Origin of the sequence: Pseudomonas borbori, assembly GCF_900115555.1 — a bacterium.
GTDB classification, from domain to species: domain Bacteria; phylum Pseudomonadota; class Gammaproteobacteria; order Pseudomonadales; family Pseudomonadaceae; genus Aquipseudomonas; species Aquipseudomonas borbori.
The window spans coordinates 28717-53185 of record NZ_FOWX01000034.1; the positions used below are offsets into that span (position 1 = coordinate 28717).

Below are 24469 nucleotides of genomic sequence, written 5' to 3' on the forward strand. Positions count from 1 at the left end.
TTAAGTTAAATCGATGCGGCTCCACGGGATCAGAACAACCCGAGAGGCGCTTCGTTGAGGCTGACGTAGATATTCCCCCGCCAGCAGCAAACCCTCACCAACATCCCGGAGCTGCTGTCGGGGGGAGGGGGGGCGTAGTTCGAATGAGTATCGCTGTACTTCTGCATTTGGGCACATCCTGAGGCACGTGGGGTGGCTTCGAGTTGAGACTATTCATGAGTTCGAGATATGTCAATATCTAGTTTTGCCTTTCTCAGCCCGTATGTGCGACGCCACCATGCGATCCCGCGCGCGGCATGGGAAACTTCTGCCTGACGTGATAGGTGATCGGTGTTCGCACTGATGCGATTTTGACATAGGCTGCCGGAACTCAATGACCTATCCGGGTACTCAGCTAGCCATGACCTCGCGGGCGATTTCACAGGCTCCATGTCGGTCAGTCAAAATCAGCTATCGCAGGTTGCTCAGATCGAGACATTCATCAATGCTGCGCAAAAGATGATTTGTTGGGATATGGTCTTCAAGATTGAACGAGTAAAATAACCGCTCCTATCCACCCGATAACTGTCCCATCATGCTTCGTTCTCTCGCGCTGACCAATGGAGCGATTTTGCCGCAGGCAAACAGGAGAGCCACTTTTTCAACAGAAGCGGCCAGAAGCTGCCGGTAGCGCCGGAAAGTCGGGTCGACCGGCCAGTTACCTGAGCCGGCCTCCCACAGATCCGGACGTGCGCAATTCACGCATCCGGCTCCTCAGTAACAGGCTTTGCTAATCCGTGGTGCTGGCAAGGGAAGCAACTTTAATAGCTGCGCTGCTTTCTCCCAGTTCAACCTCCCACGCTGCGACCTACGCGACAACCACTTGATCCAAATGCGCTCGACGCGAAAACGTAGAACACCCATCGACCGATAGTTGCCGCGAAGCCCAAGATGCATTTGAAGGTGCCCGTTCGAAGGCATATGATTAAAAGTAGAGGGTGTCTACATGCAAGCTACAGCGCCGCCACGGTGACACTACGCCGGATGCGGTCAGCAGACTGGGAGGCGCTACTTGAAGTGCACAAGTGATATGCCCGCTAGCGTCATCACGACACTTACCTACCTGGTCAAGCACGATGCTAAGCCCTATGTGCATACCGAGGCTCTGACCGGTGACAGTGAACCGCACTACTTTGCCGAGCAGGAGGAGCGCGAGGTCACGATAAACAACGGTCGTCCGTTGGCAGACAGCCTTTCTCTGGACAAACAGGGGTTTGAACTCCATCGGCGGGATACGGTGGTCGACGACCTCTACGACGATACCTCGGTGGAAAACGTCTACTATGACGAGGTCAAGGCCTTGATCAAAGAGTTGACGGGCGCGAGCCGGGTCGTCATCTTCGACCACACTAGGCGCAGCGACGCCGAGCGGCGGGATATTCGCGGCCCAGCCAGCCGTGTGCATAATGACTACACCGAGCGCTCGGGGCCTGAGCGTATCCGCGACGTGCTGGGCTGGGATCAGGCTGCCGCACTGGCAGCGGTGTCGGTGGCCCAGATCAACCTCTGGCGCCCGATGAGCGGGCCCGTCAAGCGCTCGCCGCTGGCCGTGCTGGACGCCTCGACGCTAAACCCCAATGACCTGCTGGCCACCGACTTGGTCTATCCGGATCGTATCGGTGAGATCTACCACCTGGCCTACAATCCGCGCCAGCGCTGGTACTATTTTCCAGACATGCGCCGTGACGAAGTCTTGCTGATCAAGGGGTATGACTCGCGTCACGACGGCCGTGCCCGCTTCACGCCCCATACCGCCTTCCAGGACCCCCATACGCCGCCAGGAGCCTCGCCGCGCGAGAGTATCGAAGTTCGCTCCCTAGCCTTCTTTGATTAGGTTGTGGCCACCTGGCGTGGGCCTCACCCGTGCCCGATTCACTTGGGTTTGCGCGCCGGGTGCAATGTGATCCTGTAGTTTCTCGAAAGCCTGCATGCGGCCGGTGTCAACCATGTTGCTTTGAATTTCCAGTACGCCGAGCGCGATGACGCACAGGTGGTGGATAAAATTGGCCGAGAAATTTCCGCTAGTCGAGAAAGCGAAGTCAGCCAGATGGCGGCAAGCTGACACCGTTTTTTATGTTGGCTCTGAGCCTTTTTTAACCAGTCGGTGCTTTATACAGTGCGCGACCGACGTACTAGTGGACAGTGATCGGCCGCCCACTGTATCTGGCTCTCTGAAGACCGGACGACCTTGAGAGTCTTCAGGAATCACCATGAATACTTGTCGCACGAGCTTGCACAGCAAGACACTTGCCGATTCGCAACGTGACATTCTTGGAATGATCGCGACCGACCATCATCTGGGCGAAATACTCTGCGCCATCTGCCAGATGCTCGATACACAAGCCCCCCAAAACTTCTCCTCGATTTTGCTTGCTGATGCCGAGGGCAAACGCTTGCTGAACGGCGCAGCGCCCGGCCTCCCCCCAGAGTACAGCGAGGCGATTCATGGAATGGCCATTGGTCCACAGGAAGGAACCTGCGGCACCGCAGCGTTCCGGCGCGAGCTGGTGGTCACCGAAGACATCGCCCGGGACCCAAACTGGGAGCGTTTTCGCAGTTTGGCGCTAGGGCATAACCTGCGTTCCTGCTGGTCGCTGCCCTTGCTCTCCCATCAAGGAAGCGTGTTGGGCACATTTGCTCTGTACCAGAACCGCGCCCATGCGCCGGACAAGGCGCAGATTCAACAACTGGTCTGCGCGGCCCAACTGGCAGTCATCGCCATCCGCTATGAACGTGATGGCCAACGTCTGGAGGAAAGCGAGCAACGTTTTCGTTCATTGTTCACCTACAACCCCAACCCGGTGTTCGCTCTCGATCTGGCCGGCAACATCCAGAGTGTTAATCCAGCAGGTCTGAAGCTGAAACCGCACACTGCAACTAATTTCATTGGCCATCACTTTTCCCATCTGGTGCTCGAAGAAGACCTCCAGCGGGTCAGCCAGCATTTTTCCGCAGCACGCGCTGGAGCACCTCAACGCTTCGAGGCACGGATTCGCGACGAGAGTGGCAACCTGTTGACCATGGACGTCTCTAACCTGCCGATCATGGTCAATGGAGAGATCGTCGGAGTGTTTGGCATTGCCCGGGACATCAGCGAGCAGAAGCATTTCGAGCGTCAATTGAGCTTCAACGCCAGCCATGACCGGCTGACCGGTTTGCTTAATCGTGTTTCGCTTGAAGACCGGCTTATTCAGGATTGTCACATCAGTCGCCTGCATAAGCGTCGCCTGGCGGTGATGTGCATCGATCTGGATGGATTCAAATCCATCAACGACTCGATCGGGCACTACTTCGGCGACCAAGTGCTGATTGAGGTAGCGCAGCGTATGACCCAGCAGGTTCGTCCCGGGGATACCATCATGCGCATGGGCAGTGATGAATTTATCGTTCTGCTGCCGGACCTGCTTTGTGATGAGGACGTTGTACCGGTGGCCGAGCGATTGATGGCCAGCATTGCCAAACCCTACTGCGTCCAGGGCATGGACCTGCACGTGAGTGCTAGTGTCGGTATCACCCTCAGTGATGGTCATATCGAGCATCCGATGCAGCTGATCCAGCAGGCTGACATGGCGATGTACAAAGCCAAGCAGCAAGGGCGCAACAACTTTCAGTGGTATACCAGCGATCTGAATCAGCGCGTTTGCGAGCACGCGAGCCTGCGCAATGACCTGCAAAAGGCGATCGAAACTCAGACGTTACAGCTGTATTTTCAACCGCAGATAGACGCGCGCACGGGTCGGGTGGTCGGGCTCGAAGCGTTGCTGCGCTGGGAGCATCCAGAAAAAGGATTTATCTCACCCGCGGTGTTTGTGCCGGTGGCAGAGGACAGTGGTCAGATCATCCCGCTGAGCCTTTGGGTACTAGATGCGGCCTGCGCGCAGTTGCGCCGGCTAGGTGAGCAGGGCGTCACGAGCATCTCAATGGCTGTGAATATTTCGCCGATGCATTTCCAGCGTGGCCAGTTCGTCGAGTGTATCCAGACAGTGCTGAGCAAGCACGGACTTAGCGCCGGGCAGCTTGAGCTGGAGATCACCGAGTCGCTTCTATTGCATAACGCTGAACAGGCAATCGACACGTTGCACCGGCTCAAGGCGTTGGGGGTGCGCATTGCACTCGATGATTTCGGCACCGGTTTTTCCAGCCTCAGCTACCTCAAGCGTTTGCCCATCGACAAGATCAAGATTGACCGCTCGTTCGTCCAGGAAATCGCTACCGATCACAATGATGCAGCGATCACCCAAGGCATTATTTCCATGGCCCATCACCTCAGCCTGACGGTGGTCGCCGAAGGCGTGGAAACGGCGTCCCAAATGGAATTCCTGAAGGGCAGTCGCTGCGATGTTTTTCAGGGGTATTACTTTGCCAAACCGATGCCTTTTGTAGAACTCGAAGCGTTCTTGGGCCTCCCGGCGTTCCATCCCTGACCGGCAATCCTGACGGGGCCCAGCCCTGAAGATCAGACGCTAAGGCAAATTTTCAGACCCCAGCGCAGTGCTCCATCTCCCCAGGCAAGGCGCTCCCTGCGCCTTTCTCACACACTCGGCTCTAACGCTATCGCGCTGCAAAACAACAAGAGCCGCGAAAAAATGACTAGTTTCCAACCTGCTACCGAAAGCCAGACCGGCCACATCGGCGCCCGCCAGGCCCGTGTCGAGGACGCCGCATTGTTGCGCGGCCTCGGCTGCTATGCCGATGACGCTGCGATCCCTCCGGGAACGCTACACGCGGCGATCATCCGTTCACCCCACGCTCATGCACGGATCACCTCGGTGGATTTTTCCGCAGCGCTGCTGATGAAAGGCGTGCACGGCGTGCTGGTCGGCGAAGACGTCAAACGCTGGGCGCTGCCGTTTCCGGTGGGTGTACGTCAGCCGATGGAGCACTGGTGCGTCGCCGTCGACAAGGTGCGTTACGTCGGAGAACCGGTGGCCGTGGTGATCGCTGAGAGCCGTTATCTGGCCGAAGACGCCATCGAAGGTGTGCGCGTTGAATACGAGCCGCTGCCACCGATCATCGACCCCGAACTGGCCACCGCCGAACAGGCGCCGATCCTGCACGAAGCAGTCGGCAGCAACGTGGTCAACGAACGGCGCTTTCGTTATGGAGAGCCGGAGCAGGCGTTCGAGCAAGCGCCGCACAAGGTCTCGCTCAAAGTGAAGTTTCCGCGCAGTTCCTGCACACCCATGGAATGCTATGTGGTGCTGGCTCAGTACGAGCGCGCCACCGGCATTTATGACGTGCTTGCCAATTTCCAGGGCCCCTATGCGTTGCATACGGTCATGGCCCGTGCACTGAATGTGCCCGGCAACCGCTTGCGTTTGCGTACACCGAAAGATTCCGGCGGCAGCTTTGGCATCAAGCAAGGGGTTTTCCCTTACGTGGTGATGATGGGCCTGGCTTCACGCAAGGTCGGCGCGCCGGTGAAGTGGGTCGAGGACCGTCTGGAACATCTGCAGGGGGCTTCTTCGGCGACCAATCGGGTGACCGAAATCGAAGCGGCAGTAGAATCCGACGGCCGCATCAGCGCTTTGCGTTATGACCAGATCGACGATTGTGGTGCCTACCTGAGAGCGCCTGAACCTGCGACTTTCTACCGCATGCACGGCAACCTGACGGGTGCCTACGCAATCCGCAATTTGCAAGTGCGCAACCGGGTAGTGCTGACCAACAAAACCCCTTCCGGCCTGAACCGTGGTTTCGGTGGCCCGCAGGTGTATTTCGCCCTGGAGCGGCTGTTGCAACACATCGCCGTGCAGTTGAAGCTTGATCCGTTGGACGTGATCCGCCGCAACCTGGTGCCGGCCGATGCCTTCCCTTATCGCGCGGCCGCCGGTGCGTTGCTCGATTCCGGCAATTACCAGGCAGGCATTGCCTTGGCGGCGGCTGATGGTGGTCTCGACGAGTTGCTCAAACGTCGTGATCAGGCGCGTGCCGAAGGCCGAATCTATGGCATTGGTTATGCCGCGGTCATCGAACCGTCGATTTCCAACATGGGCTACATCACCACCGCGATGACACCCGAAGAGCGGCGCAAGGCCGGTCCGAAAAACGGCGCTGTCGCAACCGCAACCATCAACGTCGGCCCCTTGGGTGACGTCAGTGTGCACGTGTCCTCGGCACCGCAAGGGCAGGGCCATCAAACCACCGTGGCGCAGATCGTGGCCGAAGTGCTCGGCGTCGCGCTGGAATCCATCGTGGTCAACGTCGAACTGGACACACAGAAAGACGCCTGGTCGATCGCCTCGGGCAACTATTCCAGTCGCTTCGCCGGTGCTGTGGCCGGTGCCGTCTACAAGGCGGCGCTGAAGATCCGCGATCGCCTCGCCGCGATTGCCGCCGAGCAATTGCAGGCCAGTCCCGAAGATATTCGTTTCGCGGACGGCAAGATTTTTGTGGTCAATGGCGGGGCGGTGGCGCCATTCCATCGGATTGCCGGGGCGACCCACTGGTCGCCGGGCCTGCTGCCGGAAGGTGAAAGCGGCGGTCTGCGCGAAACCGCCTTCTGGAGCCCGCCGCAATTGGTAGCACCTGACGACCAGGATCAGGTCAATAGCTCGCTGTGCTACGGCTTTGTCTTCGACATCTGTGGTTTGGAAATCGACCGCATGACCGGCGAGATCCACATCGATCGCTACGTCACCTGTCATGACGCCGGCCGCCTGCTCAACCCGGCACTGGTCGATGGCCAGATTCGTGGTGGCTTCACCCAAGGCCTCGGCGCGGCGCTGATGGAAGAGTTTGCCTATGGCGAGGACGGCAGCTTCCTCTCCGGGACTTTCGCCGATTATCTGGTGCCTACCGCACCGGAAGTGATCGAGCCGATGATCCTGCACATGGAAACGCCATCGCCATTCACCCCATTGGGCGCCAAGGGGGTGGGCGAGGGCAACAATATGAGCACACCGGTGTGCATCGCCAACGCGGTGGCCGACGCCCTCGGTCGCTCGGACATCCGCCTGCCACTGACGCCATCGAAAGTACGCACGCTGATCGGGATCGACGAGCCGCCACGGCCCGCCGGTATGGAGCCCGATGAAAACCTGGAAGCGACACCAGCTGGTGGACCGGCACTGCGGGCCAACGACTCGGTGGTGATTCCTGCTTCGCCGCAACAGGTCTTCGATACCTTGCTCGACCCGCAGACGCTGGCCGCGATCATTCCCGGTTGTCACGACCTCGTACTTGAAGGCGAGAACCGTTACCGCGCGGACGTCACCGTCGGCGTCGGCATGATCCGCGCGCGCTTCGAGGCCAAGGTTGCCCTGAGTGATCTGGACCCGCCGCATTCATTGCGTCTGTCCGGCTCAGGCAGCAGCTCGATGGGCTCGGCCCAAGGCCAGGCCAAGGTGCGTTTCGTCGAACTGGAAAATGGCCACACACGTCTGGAATACCAATACCAGGTGGCGGTCAGCGGCAAAGTCGCCGCGGTCGGCGGCCGAATGTTGCAAGGGGCCTCGAAAGTGATCATCGGACAGATTTTCACCCGCCTGTCGCAACGCGTCAGCGGCCAAGCCATTTCCACCGGCTGGTGGGCGCGACTGCGTGCCTCGCTTGGCGCGCTGTTTGGCAAGGGAGGTGCTCAATGAAACCGGCTGCTTTCGACTACGTTCGGGCTAACAGCCGTCGTCAGGTGGTTGAGTTGCTCGCCGAGTATGGTCAGGAGGCTCGCATCATCGCCGGTGGCCAATCGCTGATGGCGGTGCTGAACATGCGCCTGGCTCAACCCAAGTTGCTGATCGATATCAATCATGTGGCTGACCTGGCCTATATCGAACTGCGCAAGGATTGCCTCGCGGTAGGTGCCGGGGTACGACAGGCGCAGTTGCTGGCGCGTTCGACCCTGATGGACGAGGTGCCTTTATTGGCACTGGCGATGCCCTGGATCGGTCACTTCCAGACGCGTAATCGCGGCACGGTCTGCGGTTCGGTGGCTCATGCCGACCCGAGCGCCGAGCTGCCGCTGTGCCTGATGACGCTGGGCGGCGAGATCGTTCTCGAGTCGAAAAAAGGCCAGCGCATCGTCAAGGCTGCCGACTTCTTCCAAGGCATTCTCACCACCGACAAGCGTGCGGATGAACTGGTCGTCGAGGTGCGTTTTCCGCTCAAGCGCGAAGGCATCACCTATCGCTTCCGCGAAATCGCCATGCGCCACGGCGACTTTGCAATTGTCTCCCTGGCCGCGGCCATCGGCACGGACCAGGTCGAACTGGGCATCGGCGGGGTCGCCGACCGTCCGCAACGTCGCAGCCTGCCTCGTGGTGCGGCGCTGCCGGACGCGCTCAATCAAACCGCCTGGTCGCTCGACGCACAAGACGACGTGCACGCCAGCGCTGCCTATCGCCGCCAACTGATTCGCGAGCTGGGTCACCAGCTGATTGAAGGAGCCTGAACATGCGTGTAACTGCCGACCAAAGCTTTCCGATTCGCCTGGAACTCAATGGCCGCTCCCGCGAAGCCCTGGCTGAACCGCGGACCCAACTCTGCGACTTCCTGCGCCACGACCTCGGTGCCACCGGTGTCCATGTCGGATGCGAACACGGTGTCTGCGGCGCCTGCACGGTGCTGGTGGACGGGGTCGCCATGCGTTCCTGCCTGATGCTCGCGGTACAGGGGCACGAGCGGCGTATCGAGACCGTCGAGTCCCTGGCCGACGACGACACACTGAGCGACCTGCAACAAGCCTTTCGCCGTCATCACGCCTTGCAGTGCGGCTTTTGCACTGGGGGCATTCTCATGTCCTGCGTGGATTTCCTCGAACGGGTACCCAACCCGGACGAGCCCCTGGTACGCGACATGCTTTCGGGGCATTTATGTCGCTGCACGGGCTACACCGGCATCGTCCAGGCCGTGCTCGAAGTCGCTGCCCAGCGCCAAACGAACAAAGGGGGATAACAATAATGTTCGATCTCGGACGCAGTTTCCTCGCTGCCGTTGAACGCCGACCACACGCCGTGGCGGTCAGTGACGGTGCGTTGAAGAAAACCTATGAAGACTAGTTTGTCGATATCCAGAGCGCAGCTCGGGGCTTGCAACGTCTCGGGCTGCAACGCGGTGACCGACTGCTGGTAGCGATGCAGAACCGGTCGATGGTCGGCGTCGGTATTTCCACGGCACTGTTTGGTGCGTTGCCGACCATTCACCAGGTCGGGGTGTTGGCCCCGATACTGTTTTTGGTATTGCGGGTGATTCGGGGCGTTTTCGTTGGCGGCATTGTCGCCTCATCTCACACCATTGGCACAGAATCCATCTCGCCGCGCTATCGCGGCTTGATGTCCGGGGTGATCGGTGGCGCCGGCATGGGCGCGCTGTTGGCGTCAGTCACTTATCTGGTGTTGTCGGAGATCTTTCCCGGAGATGAATTTGACGTCTGGGGCAGGCGCTTCATGTTCTTCTGCGGCCTGCTCAGCACGTTTTTCGGTCTGGTGATGTTCCGTTACCGGGAAGAAACCCTGGTCTGGCAGCAACTGCAACAAGCCCGCAAAACCAAGGGGCTGGCAATAGTGATCGTGTCGCCACTCAAGCGTCTGTTTGGTCGCGAGTACCGCGGCGTAATGATGGTCAATCTGCTGATCACGGATGTTCCTTGGTGTCGCCGAACCGGGTTCGCTGACCCGCACTGCGCTGTATTGCGTGGGCATTGCCTTCTTGGGCGGGGCGATCATCGCGCCGATTCTAATCTTCCTCAACGAACGCTTTGCCACCGAGCTGCGAGCCAGCGGCCCCGGGTTGTCATGGAACATCGGTTTCGTCCTCGGCGGAACCATGCCGACCTTTGTGTCCATGGTCAGCAGCAGCCCGGCGCAGATCCCCATGGTGCTGGCGATTTTCGCTGCCGGTCTGTCAGTGATCTATCTGATTGGCAGCGTGGTGATTCCAGAAACCCAAGGCAATTTCAAATAAAGGCGGGGAGGCGCTCCAGGAATTCGCAGATCAGCTGCAAGGTCCGCTCAGTCGCTTCGGTTTGGGGAAAGTGCCGACAGTTATCCAGCAACACACAGCGACACGGTCCAAGCACCTGCCGCTGGATGACCACCAGTTGCTCGGGCGTGGCGTAGTGGTCTTCGCGCCCCTGAATGACCAACAGCGGCTTTTCGATACAAGCCAACTGCGCTTCGAGATCAACCAGGGAAAAGTCCGGGTGCAACCAACTGTCGCTCCAACCGTGAAAAGCGCCGTCGACATTTGTCCCATGGTGGCGTGCCAGGCGCTCGCGCAATTCGCCCTGATGCCAAACCTCAGTGGTATGGCGAATGCCATCGAGGCTCTCGGTCTCGACAATCACGTGAGGCGCCAGTGCAATGCTGCCCAACACGCGTGGATCGTTGGCGGCGGCATAGGCAAGGACGATGGATGCGCCGTCACTGTGACCGAGCAAGACCACTTGCGGCAGTTGCAAGGCATCGAGCAATTGCCGCAGTTCACGAGGGCCTTCGCTGCTCAGGTAGTTCAGCGGACGCGGCAGGGTTACCGGGCTCGATTGCCCATAACCCTGACGGCTGTAAGTGACCACGCCGTAACCGCTGGCCTGGGCCAGGCGCTGGGGGAAGTCTTTCCATTGTTCGGCGCTGCCGAGGCCTTCGTGCAGCAGCACAAGCGTCGGTCGCGATGGGTGAGCCGCAGAGATATGGCGATATTCCAGGCGCAGCGGCCCAAGTTGCAAAAATTGTTGTGGCGACATGTTGAATCAACGATTGAACAAGGTTGCTCGAAGGTTACCGTAAACGTAACCCCGCATGCAGTACCACGCTTTGCTTGTGGTATGGAAAACATGCGCCATCTCGATGTTCAGGTGATCGACCAGGCACTGCAATGGGCTCGCGCCGGGCAGGCCCAGTGGCTGTGCACGGTGCTCTACACCTATGGCTCGGCGCCGGGTGCGCCGGGTGCGATGCTGATGACCAATGGCACGGGCGACCACATCGGCTCGCTGTCGGGTGGCTGCGTCGAGGAGGAGTTTCTCGAAAGTCTGGCGCGCGGTGAGTTACGCGAACCGGCGCAGATCGTCAGTTACGGCGACAGCGTCGAGCAACGCCACCGTCTACGATTGCCCTGTGGTGGCGTGCTGGTCGAGCACCGCGCTGCCAGTCTTGAATGGATCGTACATCTGGAGAGCCTGAGCGGCGTTACTCGGCCAGCGCCGTCTGCAGAGTCATGTCGAGCTGAGCAGCGGTGCCTTGAGCCTGGACCCATACACCGGGCACGGCAGCGAGCGGGTGCAAGTCGTCGACGAGAGGGTGCGCCAGTTTTGCCCGCGCCATCGGCTGCGAAGTCATCGCCTGCGATCCGCGGGAAGAGATGCTGCATGTACATCTTGAAGGCGTGGAGATGCAACGTGTGCTGCCCTCAATGTTCATTGCCGCCGGAGGTTGCCACGCGGCGACCGCGGTGGTGGCGCTGACTCACGATCCGCGAATCGATGATCTGGCGCTGATGGAAGCGGTCCACACCCCGGCGTTTTACATCGGTGCCATGGGTTCTCAGGCAACCTCGGCCAAGCGCGCCGAGCGGCTCAAGCGCATCGGTGATCTGGCAGATGAACAGATTGCCCGTTTGCACATGCCCATCGGCCTCGATCTGGGCAGCAAGGCCCCGGCGGAAATCGCTCTGGCGGTGGTGGCCGATATCCTGCGCGGTTATCACGGGAAAGAACGCCATGCCTTGTAAGGCGGTTTTTCCGACGAGCGTGGGGGCTGCGAAAGTCGAGGTAGACGCTCGGTCATTCGCGCGCGATAGTGGCCAGCCAAGTGTTGCTGAACCATAGAGCGATCGCCGGGGTTGAGAAATAGATAGTCGCCCCGATGATATGCATTGTGGCCGATAACGATATCGCTTCAAGCGAGCGGAGGAATCTGATGTCGATTGCCCAACGGGTTTTCCACGGCAGGTTTGGCCGGGTCGCCTTGCTGAATATGGATCGTTCGCTGGTCACCCACACCCATTCCGAATGCCATGTGCTGGTCAAAGTGTCCGGCGAGGACACTTACTTCAACGTTAACGGTCGGCGGGTTCCGCTCAGCGATCGCACGGCGGTGCTGGTCAACGCCTGGGAGCCGCATTTCTACGATCCGCAGCCGGGTGCCGGTGCCACCGTAATCCTGGCGCTCTACATCGAGCCCGCCTGGCTGGGCACTGCCCAGCAGTCGCTGGCGCTCAGCGGTCGGCCGGACTTTTTTGCCCAGTCGTGCATCGAACTGTCGAGCCGTAATCGCACCTTGGCCGACATTCTGGTCGCCGAAGCGCATGGCTACGGGATCGTGCCGAAAGAACGCATGGAGTTCATGCTGTTCGATTTCCTGATCGCACTGATCGAGGACTTTTCCAGCTGGCGGCATTTGTCGCGCCTGGGTGCGCCGAGCTCAGGTCAGTTCCGGGACGCACGCGTGCGCCGTGGCACCGCCTGGTTACTTGAGCACCTTGATGATCCGAACCCGATCGACAATGCCGCGCGGGCTTGTGGTCTGTCTCGGGCGCACTTCTTTGCGCTGTTCAAGAAAGATACCGGCATGACGCCGACCCTTTTGCTGAACGACGCGCGCATGCGCCGGGCTTTTGCCTGGCTGGAGCGTGAGCGTAGTGGAACTTTGGGCCTGTTGTCGGAGAACCTCGGGTTCTCCGAGCAAGGTCATTTCACACGGTTTTTCCGTCAACATATCGGAGCTTCTCCCAGCCAGTACCGGCGTGTAGTGGATTGTTATGCGGCGGTTTGAACCGAGAGGAGGGCGGGGGTATTGGGCAATACTCCCGCCGCTGACGCTAGTCTTTCATCTTGAAACTGGCGGCTTGTATAGGCTACGAAATTTGTAGAGTCTATCAATCGTCCAGAAGGTCATAAATTTATTTCATGCGTTCTTCGCGCATCAACTCAAGCTCTTCCTGAGTTTCGGCTACCCACTGCAGGATGAAGTCCCAGCAATCGCAGTCGTGAGCGTCCGCTCCGGCTTTAAATGAATTTTGCAGAAATTTCAGGCGATATTCTTCCGGCGACAATTAGAAATTTTCAGCGAAGCTGTAGTTTAAGGTCGCCATTTGTTCGAGGTCGGTGCAGCGCTAAATAGGACTATGTCAATTTCCCACCATCACCCATCCTCTAACACCATGACTGTCACTCAACTCTTTCGCGACTCGGGCCGCGTCCTGCTTTTGTTTATACGGGCCGATGACGACAAAGTTGTTTTCTTTACGCGCTACCGGCAACTCCAGCTGTTGAATGGCTTTTTTGGCGCGATGACGGCTGGGTGTGTTCAATGCAATTTCGATCACCCAAAGTCCGGATGAAGGCGTGGCTGAGGCAGATTTTTTAGTGTAGGAAATGAAGCAGCCGCACGTCAAACACCGGCGTTTCAGCGTGATTAGAGAGCTTGGAACGGTGCGAAATACGTGCCATTGCCGATCAATGGTTTTTTTGCGGGCGAAGAGTGCCAAGAGCAGGCCGGTAAAAGTAATCATACCGCTGAGAATCATTGTCCATTTGTGTGCCTGTGTGGGCAATGAGGGCAGCGTAAGTACTGGTGTTTCGTCTGGCTTTGCGATCAAAAACTGTACGGCGTCAGCCTCCGTTGAATCGGGTATGCGGGATTCGTTTTTCACAGGGTTCGCGAGCCCGTCGGAATGTTTGGTACTGAGCTCTGTCGCAACTTTATCAGCGGTGTCATCGAGTAGCTGTTCGAACGTTGTCACTTTTTGCTGGATGTATGAATTGCCGCCGCTATTTTGACAAATTGGTCCTATGGACGTGTAGGTCCATAGTAGTGCTGATAGTTGCCCCAAAACGCCAGTTACCAGGAAGCCCAAGCCAAGCTTTCGCACAGCGGCCATCTCCAAAACAAGTGAATAGTTATTTGCCCCATTTCTTTCTGATAAACGGGGTTCTATTGTTGATCCTGGGATGGTCTAAATTCTTGAGCGCGTCAGTGTGCCCAATAGCCAAAACTATTGGCTGATTTTTATTGTTTGAAAGAGCATCGTGAATGCACTTTATAGACTGTTGGTTAACGAAAAAGGCTCAGATTATCGAAAAAAACCGTATCAGATGGATTGCAGGGTGATCCATTCAAATACTTGTATTTAAGGTAAGTGTCGTGGCCAAAGTGCCTTATTCAAGATTCAAACCATGCCTACGCGCTCGGTATAAATGAAAGGATTGTTAGCCGGACCTTTACGGTACGGGCAGGGAGACGCTACTGAATTATTGTCACCCTTTCAAACGATGCCGGTGTCCTATACTACACTTCAGGTGCCATTTCCTACCCCGGAGAGTTCTTGGTGAACGCTCCGGATCTTGTGCTTAGTCCTGAATAATTTGCGGAACTGAGCGCTGAGCTTGAAAGCTCTGCTCAACACGCCTGGCCGTGGACGCATTACCGGTTCTGATGTGGGATGAGGGTCAATGCTATGGCCGTTGAAGGCAATGCAGGACAATTATTTGCTGTCGTCACTTTGCTTGCCGCTGCCGTGGTGGCAGTGCCGCTGTTCAAACGCATCGGGCTCGGCTCAGTGATCGGTTACCTGGCGGCGGGGCTGATCATTGGCCCTTTCGGACTGCAACTGATCAGTGACCCTCACACCATCATTGAGGTGGCCGAGTTGGGTGTGGTGATGTTTCTTTTTGTGATTGGACTGGAGATGAAACCCTCGCACCTATGGGATCTGCGTCGGCAGATCTTTGGGCTGGGCAGCCTGCAGGTGGTGGTCTGTGCTTTTCTGCTCACTTTTGTCGGCATGGCCTTTGGTTTCTCTTGGCAGGTGTCATTTGTGAGCGCGGCGGGTTTTGTACTCACATCCACGGCCATCGTTATGCAAGTCCTCTCGGAGCGCGGTGACATAACCGAGCCGAGGGGGCAGCACATAGTGTCCATTTTGCTGTTTGAAGACCTGTTGATAGTGCCTTTACTGGCGGTGGTGGCATTTCTGGCACCCACCGAATTGGTGCATGAGCCCACGTCACCCCTTTGGCAGCGCATAGGTATCGCAGCCCTGTCCTTGGGCGCATTGGTGGCCATTGGCTTGTGGCTGCTCAATCCTCTGTTTCAGGTATTGGCCCGAGCCAAAGCGCGCGAGGTCATGACTGCCGCTGCGTTGCTGGTTGTGTTGGGCGCCGCGCTGCTGATGGAAATCGGCGGCCTTTCAATGGCGATGGGGGCTTTCGTTGCTGGTGTGCTGCTGTCGGAATCCACCTTCCGCCACCAGTTGGAGGCCGACATAGAGCCATTTCGCGGCCTGCTGCTGGGGCTGTTTTTCCTCGGCGTCGGTATGTCGTTGGATCTGCAGGTGGTGGCCAAGGCTTGGATGCTCATCGCCTCTGGTGTGCTGGCGCTGATGACGGTCAAGGCGCTGTGCATTTATGGGGTCGCGCGCCTCGCGAAAAGCAGCCATAGCGACGCACTGGATCGCGCCGTGCTTATGGCGCAGGGGGGCGAATTTGCTTTTGTGCTGTTTGCCGAAGCGCTCAAACTCAGGGTCATCAGCCCTGAAGTCAGCGCCAATATGACGGCTATTGTGGTGCTCTCCATGGCCATTACGCCGGTGACTGTATTGCTGTACAAACGCTTTGCGCGCGTGCAGACCGTTTCCATGGACGGTGTGGAAGCCGCACACAATCTGCAAGGCAATGTACTCATCATCGGTTTTGGCCGAGTGGGGCAGATTGCCTGCCAGGCACCGCTCGCCCAGGGAGCGAAAATTTCTATCATTGATATAAATCCGGAGGTCATCCGCGCCGTGACACCCTATGGATTCAAGGTCTATTACGGCGATGGTGCCCGCCATGAAATATTGCACGCTGCCGGTGCCCATCACGCCCGCGCCATCATTATTTGTGTGGATGATAAAAAAGCCGCGACACGCATTGTCGAAAGTACGCGGCACTACTGCCCGCAGGTGAAATTGGTGGTGCGCGCTTTTGACCGCGAACATGCGCTGGAATTGGTCAAACACGACGCCGACTACATAGTGCGGGAAACCTTTGAGGCCGCCCTGCTGCTCGGTCGTCAGGCCGTGCTGACTCTGGGTGCGTCTGAGCACGAAGCCGACGCAGTGATCGACGAAGTGCGCAAGCGCGATGCCGAACGTTTTGCCTTGGAAACAGCGGGCGGCCTGTTTGCCGGGCGAGCGCTGGTACTGGGGAATATTGAACGCATTGATCCGCCGAACCATGAAGCGCGGGATACTCAGTGAGCATCAAGTACAGTATCGGTTCAACTGCGCTCCAGAGCAGAAAACTGGCTACTCAGCCACGTGTGAAGCTGAGAAACCGCAGGGCTGATCTGCTTGCGGTGCGGGCACACCAGACTCAACGGTGACGCTTCGCCAGGATAATCCGGCAGCAGCACAAGCAGACGCTCTGCGGCGATATCTGCACTGACATCCAGCCAGGATTTGTAGGCGATACCTTCACCCTCCAATGACCAGCGCCGCACGACATCGGCGTCATCGCTGAACAACGGTCCCGAAACCTGCACGGTTTGCCCGCCCAGGTTCCACTTGTCGTAGACCCGGCCATTTTGCAGATAGAGCAGGCAGGCATGCTTGCTCAAGTCATCCGGTGTTTGGGGAGAACCGCAGCGTTGCACATACTCCGGCGAGGCAACCAGCACCCGCTGGTTCCACGGTGCAAGCGGCAGTGCCACGTAGTTGGCGTCTTCATTTGGACCGTAGCGAATCGCCACGTCCACCGGGTCGCGAAACAGATTGGCCATCTGGTCCGACAGGAAAAAACGCAACGTCAATTCAGGATGCTGACGGCGGAACAGCGTCAGCCACGGCAGCAGTATGTTGCGCCCCAGATCGGACGGCGCTGTCACTTGCAGCACGCCCCGCAGCGTGGCGTTCTCACCCCGCAGGTTTTCCTTGCCTTGCTGCAGGGTCTCTAGCACTGAGTGGGCGGTGGGCAGATATTGCTCGCCCTCGGCAGTCAATCGCAGGCTGCGCGTCGTACGGGCGAATAGGCGCACGTCCAGTTCGCGCTCCAGACGTTTGATGGCGGCAGCGACCTGACCAGGCAGCAGATCAGCCTCCAGCGCCGCTGCGGTGAAACTGCCCAGCGCGGCGCTGCGGATGAATAAACCAAGATCATCGATGCGGATCATTTTCACTCCTGAAGTGAAAGTGTTGGCGCATTCTGCTTGTTTTTCTTTGTCCATGGGAAGTCGAAGATTGCCGCAAGTGAATGCATCAACCCTTCGACAGCGAGTCTCCATGAAAGCCATCAGCTTTACCCAGCACGCGTTGCCCATCGACAATCCACAAGCATTGATCGACATCAGTCTCCCGCTGCCCACGCCTGGCCCTCGGGATCTGCTGGTCGAAGTTCGCGCGGTATCAGTGAATCCGGTGGATACCAAGGTGCGCGCCGGAACTTTCACAAAAGAACCGAAAATCCTCGGCTGGGACGCCACAGGCATTGTCCGCGAGGTCGGCGCTGAAGTGACGCTGTTTCAGCCGGGCGATGAAGTGTTCTATGCCGGCTCGATTGCCCGCACCGGCAGCTACAGCGAATTCCATTTGGTCGATGAGCGGATCGTCGGGCACAAGCCTCATTCATTGAGTGCCGCCGATGCGGCAGCGTTGCCATTGACCTCGATCACGGCCTGGGAATTGTTGTTTGACCGGCTCGGTGTCGTCGAGGGTACGGGGGAGGGCAAGTGCCTGTTGATCACTGGAGCGGCTGGCGGCGTCGGTTCGATGCTGGTGCAACTGGCCCGAAAGTTGACCCGCCTTACCGTCATTGGTACCGCCTCACGCCAGGAAACCGCTGATTGGGTGCGGCAGTTGGGCGCGCATCACGTGATCGATCACAGCCAGCCACTGCTCGCACAGTTGCAAGCGCTCGGTGTGCCGGAGATCGACTATGTCGCCAGCCTGACCCACACCGAACAACACTTTGCACAACTGATCGACGTGCTCAAGCCACAGGGGCGTCTGGGTGTGATTGACGATCCCGAAACCCTCGATGTGATGCCGCTCAAGCGCAAGTCGCTGTCATTGCATTGGGAGCTGATGTTCACCCGCTCGCTGTACGAAACCCCGGACATGATTAATCAGCATCACCTGCTCAATCGGGTCAGCGCTCTGATTAACCAAGGTGTTCTGCAAACTACCGTGGGCGAGCACTTTGGTGCGATCAATGCGGCAAACATGCGTCGTGCCCATGCGCTGATCGAGAGCGGCAAGGCCCGGGGCAAGATCGTTCTCGAAGGTTTCTGATTTCACTCATCAGACGGGCTCGCCTGCGGGCCCGTTGAACCGCCTGCGGCATCACTTGCCGTTTTTTATGTTGGAGAGTTGACGATGAATACGTCCAGTAACGTGTTGGTATCAATTGCCGTGCTCAAGGCCAAGGCAGGCAAAGAACAGGCATTGAAAGAAGAATTGCTGACGCTGATAGAGCCGACCCGCGCAGAGCCGGGCAATCTCGATTATGTGTTGTTCGAGCAGCGTGACGAGCAGGGCACTTTCTACATGCGCGAGGCTTTCAGGGATCAGGCGGCGCTGGATGCGCATTTTTCGATGTCTTACTTTCAGCGCTTTGCCGCCACGGCAGATGATCTGCTGCAAGAGCCGTTGCAACTGATATTCCTTGAACAGGTATCGGCCTGATCATTCAGCCTGTTGAGCCGCACCACCTCGGCCGGGCGTGGACGCGGCCGGCGGATCAATTTGCTCCAGGACGCGCCTTTACTCCGAATTGCGCAACGATGTGAGTGCCCAGCTCCTCAATGACGTCCGCCGCAGGGCGCTTTCCGTACTTGAGATTGAGGATAACGTGGTCCACCCCGATTTCCTCAAGCGACTCCAGCAAAGCCCGGAGGTGGTCGCGTCCGAGCCTGAACCCCAAATGAATGGGAGTGGGCGGCGTGGACGGGTTCTCACTGAGGTCGATGTAAAGCGACTGAGTGAAGGGCTTATAGACGGAACCACATTGCTTCATGACCTCCATCCGCCAATCTTCCACGATCAGTCGCTGCATTTTCGGCGCGCGTGGATAGTTGATCCATCCGGCGCTTTCGCGCGCGATCCAATCCAGTGACTGGCGGCTATGTCCGGTCACGAGCATCGGAATCACTTGGGTTGTGGGTTTCGGAATGAGGTCTGCGCCGCGCAGCTCACCGCCGCTCCAGCGGATGGGTTCGAAGCTGGTGCTGTAGGCTCGGCGAATCACCTCGTAGTGCTCTCGAAAGACTTCTCCGCGCCTTTCGGGATCGACGTCAAAGGCTGAAAACTCCACTGGGCGATCGCCGGAGGCTACGCCCAGAATCAAGCGACCTGCGCTCAACTGATCGACGCTGGCTGACGCCTTGGCCGTGTGCAGAGGATGGTGTAAAGGGATGGCAATGGATGCGCTGCCAAGCGCTATATCTGACGTATGAGCCGCCATATAGCCCAGGTAAACCCAGGGATCGAAGACTTGGCCGACATCGCCGAAATTAGGGTCCCGAAGAGGCACGTCGCGAAACCAGAGCGCGGAGAAGCCCAGCTCCTCTGCTCGTTTGGCCAATGCGACCTGGTTGAGCATGCTCGGAATGTCCCCACCGAAGGCCTCCAAAGGGAAGAACAATCCCAGGCTCAAATGACCCGGAGTGAAGGTTCGGCTGAACCCTCGATGCTGCTGATAAGGAATCGTGCTCGGCAGATACATTCTAATCTTCCTCAATGGGAGAACCTGAACAGCGCCCCATTTCCAGAGGTGCTGCGGCATCGGTCGCCTGAGAACGACAGGTGGGGTAGTGCGTGTAGCCTTTACCCGTTGTGCGTACGTGCTGGTCGGGGCGACCGGATTGATGGGCCAGTTGCTGGCAATACGCGCGGGCAGGTCCGGATTAGCAATGAACAGGTGGTCAAAGGCAAGCAGATCGCTCCAGCCCGATACTGGTACCTCAGCAACGGCCTGGGGATTCATTCAAGAAGCGTAGGCGGTTTTGCAGTGAACCACACGAATCGTCGTCACTACGATTGGTGCGGGCGCAAATGATCTGTTCACGAGGCAGCTGTTAGCACAGTGCTGTTCGACACCGCATGCTCGATCCCGGCTATTGGATTCCAATCCATGCGTTCGGTTTGAACGCTCCAGGGAGGCTCGGAGAGTGAGTGCTTTTTCTACAGAGAATCCCAATGATCAGCTGATCCGCTTTTTTAAGCTTTTCTTATCTGCCGCTACTTTTGATGGTGCCGGCTTCCGGGATTATGACCAGCAGCGATGTGTTATTTGACCAGTTGCCGCTGATTGCTGCGGTGCTGGTGCTGTCACTGAGCGTTACAGTGCCGCTCTGCGGCTGGCTGTTACAGAAGCTGATCCGGCGTCAGGAGCCTAGGCAGTGAGCAGGGTCGTTTGGCTAAGCCTGATCAATCATCCCTTGTTCCCCATAGCCCTGACTTTGGCTGCCTTTCAGGTGGCGGGGTGGCTTTACCGACGCAGCGGTTTATTGGTGCTGCAGCCCGTGCTGGTGTCCATGCTTCTGGTCGTTGGCACACTATTGTTGTGCTGGGTGGACTACGGTACCTATCGCGCAGGTGCTGAGCCTATTGCACTGTTGCTCGGCCCCGCCACCGTGGCGCTGGCCGTGCCGCTGCAACATAACATTCGGCGCATTCGTCAGCTGTGCTGGCCGATCATGATTACTCTGTGGGTGGGCGGTGCATTATCGATGGGCCATACCATGGCCATCGGATTGCTGCTGGGTTGGGCTGGGGTAGAGCACCCGGCTGCACGGGCCTGAGTTACGGCATTAACGCCCACGCGATCGGAACTGCGCATGCTTTGCAAGAGGGTGAGGAGTGCGGTGCTTTTGCCGCTTTAGCGAAGAGCCTTTGGGGGATACTCACTGCGCTTGCGTTGCCTCTAGTCTTTACATTGTGAGCCCAGGACCATATCGGGCTTCAATGCAGTGACCGAGACAGTAGCAGCACGGAACGATGGCGAGCGGCATTATGGATACTGTTAGGCCCGCCCACATAACAGGGATGGCGCACTAATCCAGATCCTGGAGACCGAGTCCCAGGGAACCTGCAGCGTTTTCACGCCCGTTCTGATTGACGCGAACGTCGATGGCTGGCCTGACCTAAGTCTCGCCATGTTTCTCCCCGCTGGACCGAACATCCCTCGTCAGACCTGGCTGTACGATGTGGCCACGGGCCGCTTCGTGGATGCTCCTGCAGGTTTGCAGGACATCAGTTCGGCCGAGTTTGACCCGGTTCGTCGGATCGTCTACTCCTACTGGCGAGCCAGTTGCTGCGAGCACGGCGTTTCAACCTATCGCTGGACGGATGGAGACGTCGAAGAAATCGACTCCCAGAGCAGTTACTTCCTGCCGCTGATGGACGGAACAGAACGGCGTCTTTGCTACGTCATGCCTAGCTATCAAAATGGTGAAATCGATTTCGCCAGACGGGTCGAGCAAGCAAGCGATGGCTCGTTGAAGCTGCGTCAGATTGATCCGAAATCTTGCGACATCGATGCCTGGGTATTTCTAGAACGCACGTATATCGACATTTGGCAGCCCAGCCAGAACGGACAGAAAGCGACCCTTTTGCGAACCGAAGAAATAGCCTGGAAACAAACGGAGACGTCAGTCGGCCAGCGCTTTTGTCCCGAGGTGCCCTTCTTCGATAGTGGGCGTATCAAGCGCGTAGTGCTCAGTGAGAATCCTGATATGTGCAGCGAGCAGAACCCGCAGCAGGAGTAGTTACGCCTGGGCGAGCTGCTGAGGGCCTAGTCGATCGGGTTGACGTTACTGGCCTTAACGCTGGTCAGCACTTGCCCCGACTACGAGGTCGCCTTGGGGGCAGTGTCTTCGCCAGTGTTCCGTCGGCATAGCCCTGCAGAATTACAGGCTTCCATCTGTTCTGTCTGCATCGCGTATTCCTGCCCTTGCAGGTTTGACAGCAAAGGCACCCGCAGGTGCCTTGCTTGGCTTAGAACTCCTGCACCGTCGGGCGCAGCACGATCTCGTTGATGTCGACATCGGCAGGCTGCTCGATGGCGAAGGCTATAGCGCGTGCCACCGACTCGGCAGGAATGGCCTGCTGGTAGAAGTCGACCACGAAATCGCGGCTGGCTTGGTGGGAGCTACCGAACTTGAGCTCGGAATCGACGGCACCCGGCTCGATGGTGGTGGTCCGAATACGACCGCCAACCTCATGGCGCAGCCCCTCGGAAATAGCGCGAACTGCGAACTTAGTGCCGCTGTAGACCGTACCGCCTGGGCTGAATACCTTCAGGCCGGCGACCGAGGCGATATTGATGAAATGACCGCTGTTTTGCTGTTGGAACACCGGCAGCGCGGCCGCAACCCCATACAGCAATCCCTTGATGTTGATGTCGATCATGCGGTCCCACTCGTCCACACGCCCCTCGCTCAGGGGCGCGATAGCCATCAGACCGGCGTTGTTGACCAGCACGTCGAGGCGGCCGAAGGTGTCCACCGCGCCCTGGATCAGCGCCTTGATATCATCCTGGGAGGTGACATCGGTCTGGTAGGCAACCGCCTGGCCACCTGCGGCCACCAGCTCCGTTACCAAGGCATCCAGTTTGTCCTTGCGACGCGCCGCCAGGACGACCCGAGCCCCGAGGGCCGCCAGATGACGGGCCGTGGCTTCGCCCAAACCGCTGCTGGCTCCAGTGATGATCACCACTTTTCCGGAAATGTTGTTGCTCATGTTGCGAACCTCATCGTGACAGGTTGGATGGCACCGGGAGATGTTCCTGGCCTGCGAGCACAGTAGATCCACAGCAAATCTCAATAAATGGAAATGTTTGGATTAAGCTATTCCTAATTCAGGAATAGAAGGGGTAACCCATGCTCAATCGCATGGAGATGGTCAGGATCTTTTGCGCCGCTGCCGAGTCCGGCAGTTTTCGCGAAGCCGCCACACGGTTGGGCATTTCTCCGCAGGGGGTCACGCGCGCCGTTCAGGCGCTGGAAGCTGAGTTGGGCGAGCCGCTGTTCCACCGCAATACCCGGCAGGTGCACATCACCGCCTTTGGCCAGGGCTATGTGCAGGAAGCCCGCTCGGCCCTCGAGCACTTCGATGCACTGTTTCGCTCACACCGCAGTGAACCCGAGCTTTCAGGCCGTATCGGGATCACCGCACCGCAAACCATTGGCCGACACTACCTGATTCCGTTTCTGCAGCCGCTGATGGCGGCTCATCCGAACCTGCAGTTCCACTTGCGGTTGGAAGACCAGATGACTGACTCGGTGGAGGCTCAGATCGACATCGGTATCCGGGTTGGCTTGATACGCGACCGTCGCTACGTTGCGAAGGCACTGGCACCAGTTCCCATGCATGTGGTTGCCAGCCCGGAACTGATCAACCGGACCGGCGTGCCGCGCTCGACTCAGGCGCTGGACGCCTGTCCGGTGTCGGCGTTGATCGACCAACGCAATGGCAGACCCTGGCCGTGGCTGTTTGCCGACGGCCAGAGCTTCAGCCCCCGGCAACCGGTGCTGATCTGCGACGACGCCGATACCGAGTTGGAGGCAATTCTGTCCGGCGCGTGCTTTGGCCAGATCCCGTCCTACCTGGCCAGCCCCTTCGTCCGCAGCGGCAGGCTGATAAGGGTGCTGGACGACCTTGCCCCGCCACCCTGGGACTTGTTCATCTACCGCCCACAGCAGGGGCCCGTACCACGTCGAGTGCGCCTAGTGTTCGATCATCTGACTGACGCATTTCGGGACTCGCAACGATTTCCTTGCGGCTGAGTTACAGCTGGAGTTGGATCAGCTCAATTGATGTTGGCCGCTTGGTGTGTTGTCTTGGCCTCGAATGCACGCATTCGCCTCAGCAGGTGGAGTATCGCCCCGGCGTTCTGTATGGCTGTCTGCGGGCTTTGAAGATTGCCGCCGGGGGAAACTGCATCTTCTCCGCCGCCACCATTCGCGAGCGGGAGCGCAATCGCCACGAGAGTCGGCAACTGCCTCGCCGCGCTATTGGCAGCACCCTGCTGCTCAAGAGCCTGGAAGCCGAGGTGGCCACAGCGGAGTTGAGCGAAAGCGTGATCCGTTCGTGTGACTCCTTCATGGGTGATACGCGAGCGCCCGAAGCATGCCCTCTGCATTCGAAGCGGCCAAGATAAGCGTGGCTTAGGAAGTACCTATCATTTGCGTTGATTGCGTAATATGTAGTGGTCAACTAATCTCGGACACGACGTTAAGCTTTTTCTCGGCCTGAGCTGGGGCCAGCCCACCATTGAGTTGGTGGGGTCGAATCCAGTTGTACCGATGCATCAAATAATGACTGATATCACGCTGGGCTTCATGGGCAGTTCTGTAACCCAGGGTCGGTATCCATTCGGTTTTCAAGCTGCGGAACACACGCTCCATCGGTGCGTTGTCCCAGCAATTTCCCCGACGACTCATGCTCTGACGCATTCGATAACGCCACAGCCTCTGGCGAAATAAACGGCTCGCATACTGCGACCCTTGATCCGAGTGGA

At 58.3% G+C, this 24469-nt stretch carries 17 protein-coding genes and 4 pseudogenes; 15 read left to right on the top strand and 6 right to left on the bottom strand.

The window, feature by feature from the left end:
• Positions 1-1069 precede the first annotated feature (1069 nt).
• The 6 genes and pseudogenes from BM315_RS20125 to BM315_RS25315 all read left to right on the top strand — a co-directional run.
• Positions 1070-1873 (top strand): CmcJ/NvfI family oxidoreductase, encoded by an 804-nt coding sequence (locus BM315_RS20125; protein ID WP_170862269.1) that lies wholly within the window; start codon positions 1070-1072, stop codon positions 1871-1873.
• Between the two features lie 376 nt (positions 1874-2249).
• Positions 2250-4463 (top strand): putative bifunctional diguanylate cyclase/phosphodiesterase, encoded by a 2214-nt coding sequence (locus BM315_RS20130; RefSeq protein WP_090504773.1) that lies wholly within the window; start codon positions 2250-2252, stop codon positions 4461-4463.
• Between the two features lie 162 nt (positions 4464-4625).
• Entirely contained in the window at positions 4626-7625 is a 3000-nt protein-coding gene (locus BM315_RS20135) for a xanthine dehydrogenase family protein molybdopterin-binding subunit (RefSeq protein ID WP_090504776.1), read from the top strand.
• Complete coding sequence (locus BM315_RS20140) at positions 7622-8428, top strand: FAD binding domain-containing protein (RefSeq protein ID WP_090504779.1); 807 nt, start codon at positions 7622-7624, stop codon at positions 8426-8428. The genes BM315_RS20135 and BM315_RS20140 overlap by 4 nt, the downstream gene beginning before the upstream one ends.
• A gap of 2 nt (positions 8429-8430) precedes the next feature.
• Positions 8431-8931, top strand: a complete 501-nt coding sequence (locus tag BM315_RS20145; RefSeq protein WP_090504782.1) for a (2Fe-2S)-binding protein — start codon at positions 8431-8433, stop codon at positions 8929-8931.
• Positions 8932-9122: 191 nt separating this feature from the next.
• A pseudogene (locus BM315_RS25315) lies at positions 9123-9939 on the top strand (MFS transporter); the annotation flags it as partial.
• Here BM315_RS25315 and BM315_RS20155 read toward each other — a convergent pair.
• A complete protein-coding gene (locus BM315_RS20155) occupies positions 9932-10717 on the bottom strand; it encodes an alpha/beta fold hydrolase (protein WP_090504785.1) in 786 nt (261 codons plus the stop codon). The pseudogene BM315_RS25315 and the gene BM315_RS20155 overlap by 8 nt on opposite strands.
• Before the next feature lie 90 nt (positions 10718-10807).
• On the opposite strand from BM315_RS20155, the pseudogene BM315_RS20160 reads away from it, so the two are divergent.
• Positions 10808-11703, top strand: a pseudogene (locus BM315_RS20160) (XdhC family protein).
• Positions 11704-11891: 188 nt separating this feature from the next.
• Complete coding sequence (locus BM315_RS20165; protein ID WP_090504788.1) at positions 11892-12746, top strand: helix-turn-helix transcriptional regulator; 855 nt, start codon at positions 11892-11894, stop codon at positions 12744-12746.
• Between the two features lie 355 nt (positions 12747-13101).
• On the opposite strand, the gene BM315_RS20175 is transcribed toward BM315_RS20165, so the two are convergent.
• Entirely contained in the window at positions 13102-13854 is a 753-nt protein-coding gene (locus BM315_RS20175; RefSeq protein WP_244527338.1) for an SPOR domain-containing protein, read from the bottom strand.
• A gap of 576 nt (positions 13855-14430) precedes the next feature.
• On the opposite strand from BM315_RS20175, the gene BM315_RS20180 reads away from it, so the two are divergent.
• Positions 14431-16212, top strand: a complete 1782-nt coding sequence (locus BM315_RS20180) for a monovalent cation:proton antiporter-2 (CPA2) family protein (protein WP_090504793.1) — start codon at positions 14431-14433, stop codon at positions 16210-16212.
• A gap of 20 nt (positions 16213-16232) precedes the next feature.
• Here BM315_RS20180 and BM315_RS20185 read toward each other — a convergent pair whose 3' ends face one another.
• Positions 16233-17123 carry a LysR family transcriptional regulator gene (locus BM315_RS20185; RefSeq protein WP_090504796.1) on the bottom strand — a complete coding sequence of 297 codons (891 nt, stop codon included), beginning with the start codon at positions 17121-17123 and terminating at the stop codon, positions 16233-16235.
• 109 nt (positions 17124-17232) lie between these two features.
• Between BM315_RS20185 and BM315_RS20190 the strand changes: the two genes are divergently transcribed.
• The gene (locus BM315_RS20190) at positions 17233-18240 is read left to right on the top strand and encodes a zinc-binding alcohol dehydrogenase family protein (RefSeq protein ID WP_090504798.1); all 1008 of its coding nucleotides are present in this window, start codon (positions 17233-17235) and stop codon (positions 18238-18240) included.
• 84 nt (positions 18241-18324) lie between these two features.
• Positions 18325-18633, top strand: a complete 309-nt coding sequence (locus BM315_RS20195; RefSeq protein WP_090504801.1) for a putative quinol monooxygenase — start codon at positions 18325-18327, stop codon at positions 18631-18633.
• A 55-nt stretch (positions 18634-18688) separates the two neighbouring features.
• Here the strand turns inward: BM315_RS20195 and BM315_RS20200 are convergent, their stop codons facing one another.
• Positions 18689-19672, bottom strand: coding sequence for an LLM class oxidoreductase (locus tag BM315_RS20200; RefSeq protein WP_090504804.1), 984 nt, complete (start codon positions 19670-19672; stop codon positions 18689-18691).
• A 494-nt stretch (positions 19673-20166) separates the two neighbouring features.
• On the opposite strand from BM315_RS20200, the pseudogene BM315_RS25280 reads away from it, so the two are divergent.
• From BM315_RS25280 to BM315_RS20215, 3 genes and pseudogenes are all read left to right on the top strand, one after another.
• A pseudogene (locus BM315_RS25280) lies at positions 20167-20352 on the top strand (CidA/LrgA family protein); the annotation flags it as partial.
• Positions 20349-20890 (top strand): annotated as a pseudogene (locus BM315_RS20210) (LrgB family protein). The pseudogenes BM315_RS25280 and BM315_RS20210, both read left to right, overlap by 4 nt.
• A 172-nt stretch (positions 20891-21062) precedes the next feature.
• The gene (locus BM315_RS20215; protein WP_425287799.1) at positions 21063-21716 is read left to right on the top strand and encodes an XAC2610-related protein; all 654 of its coding nucleotides are present in this window, start codon (positions 21063-21065) and stop codon (positions 21714-21716) included.
• A gap of 229 nt (positions 21717-21945) precedes the next feature.
• Here BM315_RS20215 and BM315_RS20220 read toward each other — a convergent pair whose 3' ends face one another.
• Entirely contained in the window at positions 21946-22689 is a 744-nt protein-coding gene (locus BM315_RS20220) for an SDR family oxidoreductase (protein WP_090504810.1), read from the bottom strand.
• A gap of 140 nt (positions 22690-22829) precedes the next feature.
• On the opposite strand from BM315_RS20220, the gene BM315_RS20225 reads away from it, so the two are divergent.
• Positions 22830-23735: a LysR family transcriptional regulator gene (locus BM315_RS20225; RefSeq protein WP_090504813.1), complete on the top strand. Its 906-nt coding sequence runs from the start codon at positions 22830-22832 to the stop codon at positions 23733-23735.
• Positions 23736-24161: 426 nt separating this feature from the next.
• Here the strand turns inward: BM315_RS20225 and BM315_RS20235 are convergent.
• Positions 24162-24469 (bottom strand): integrase core domain-containing protein (locus BM315_RS20235; RefSeq protein ID WP_141123985.1); only part of this gene is annotated, 308 nt, incomplete at its 5' end.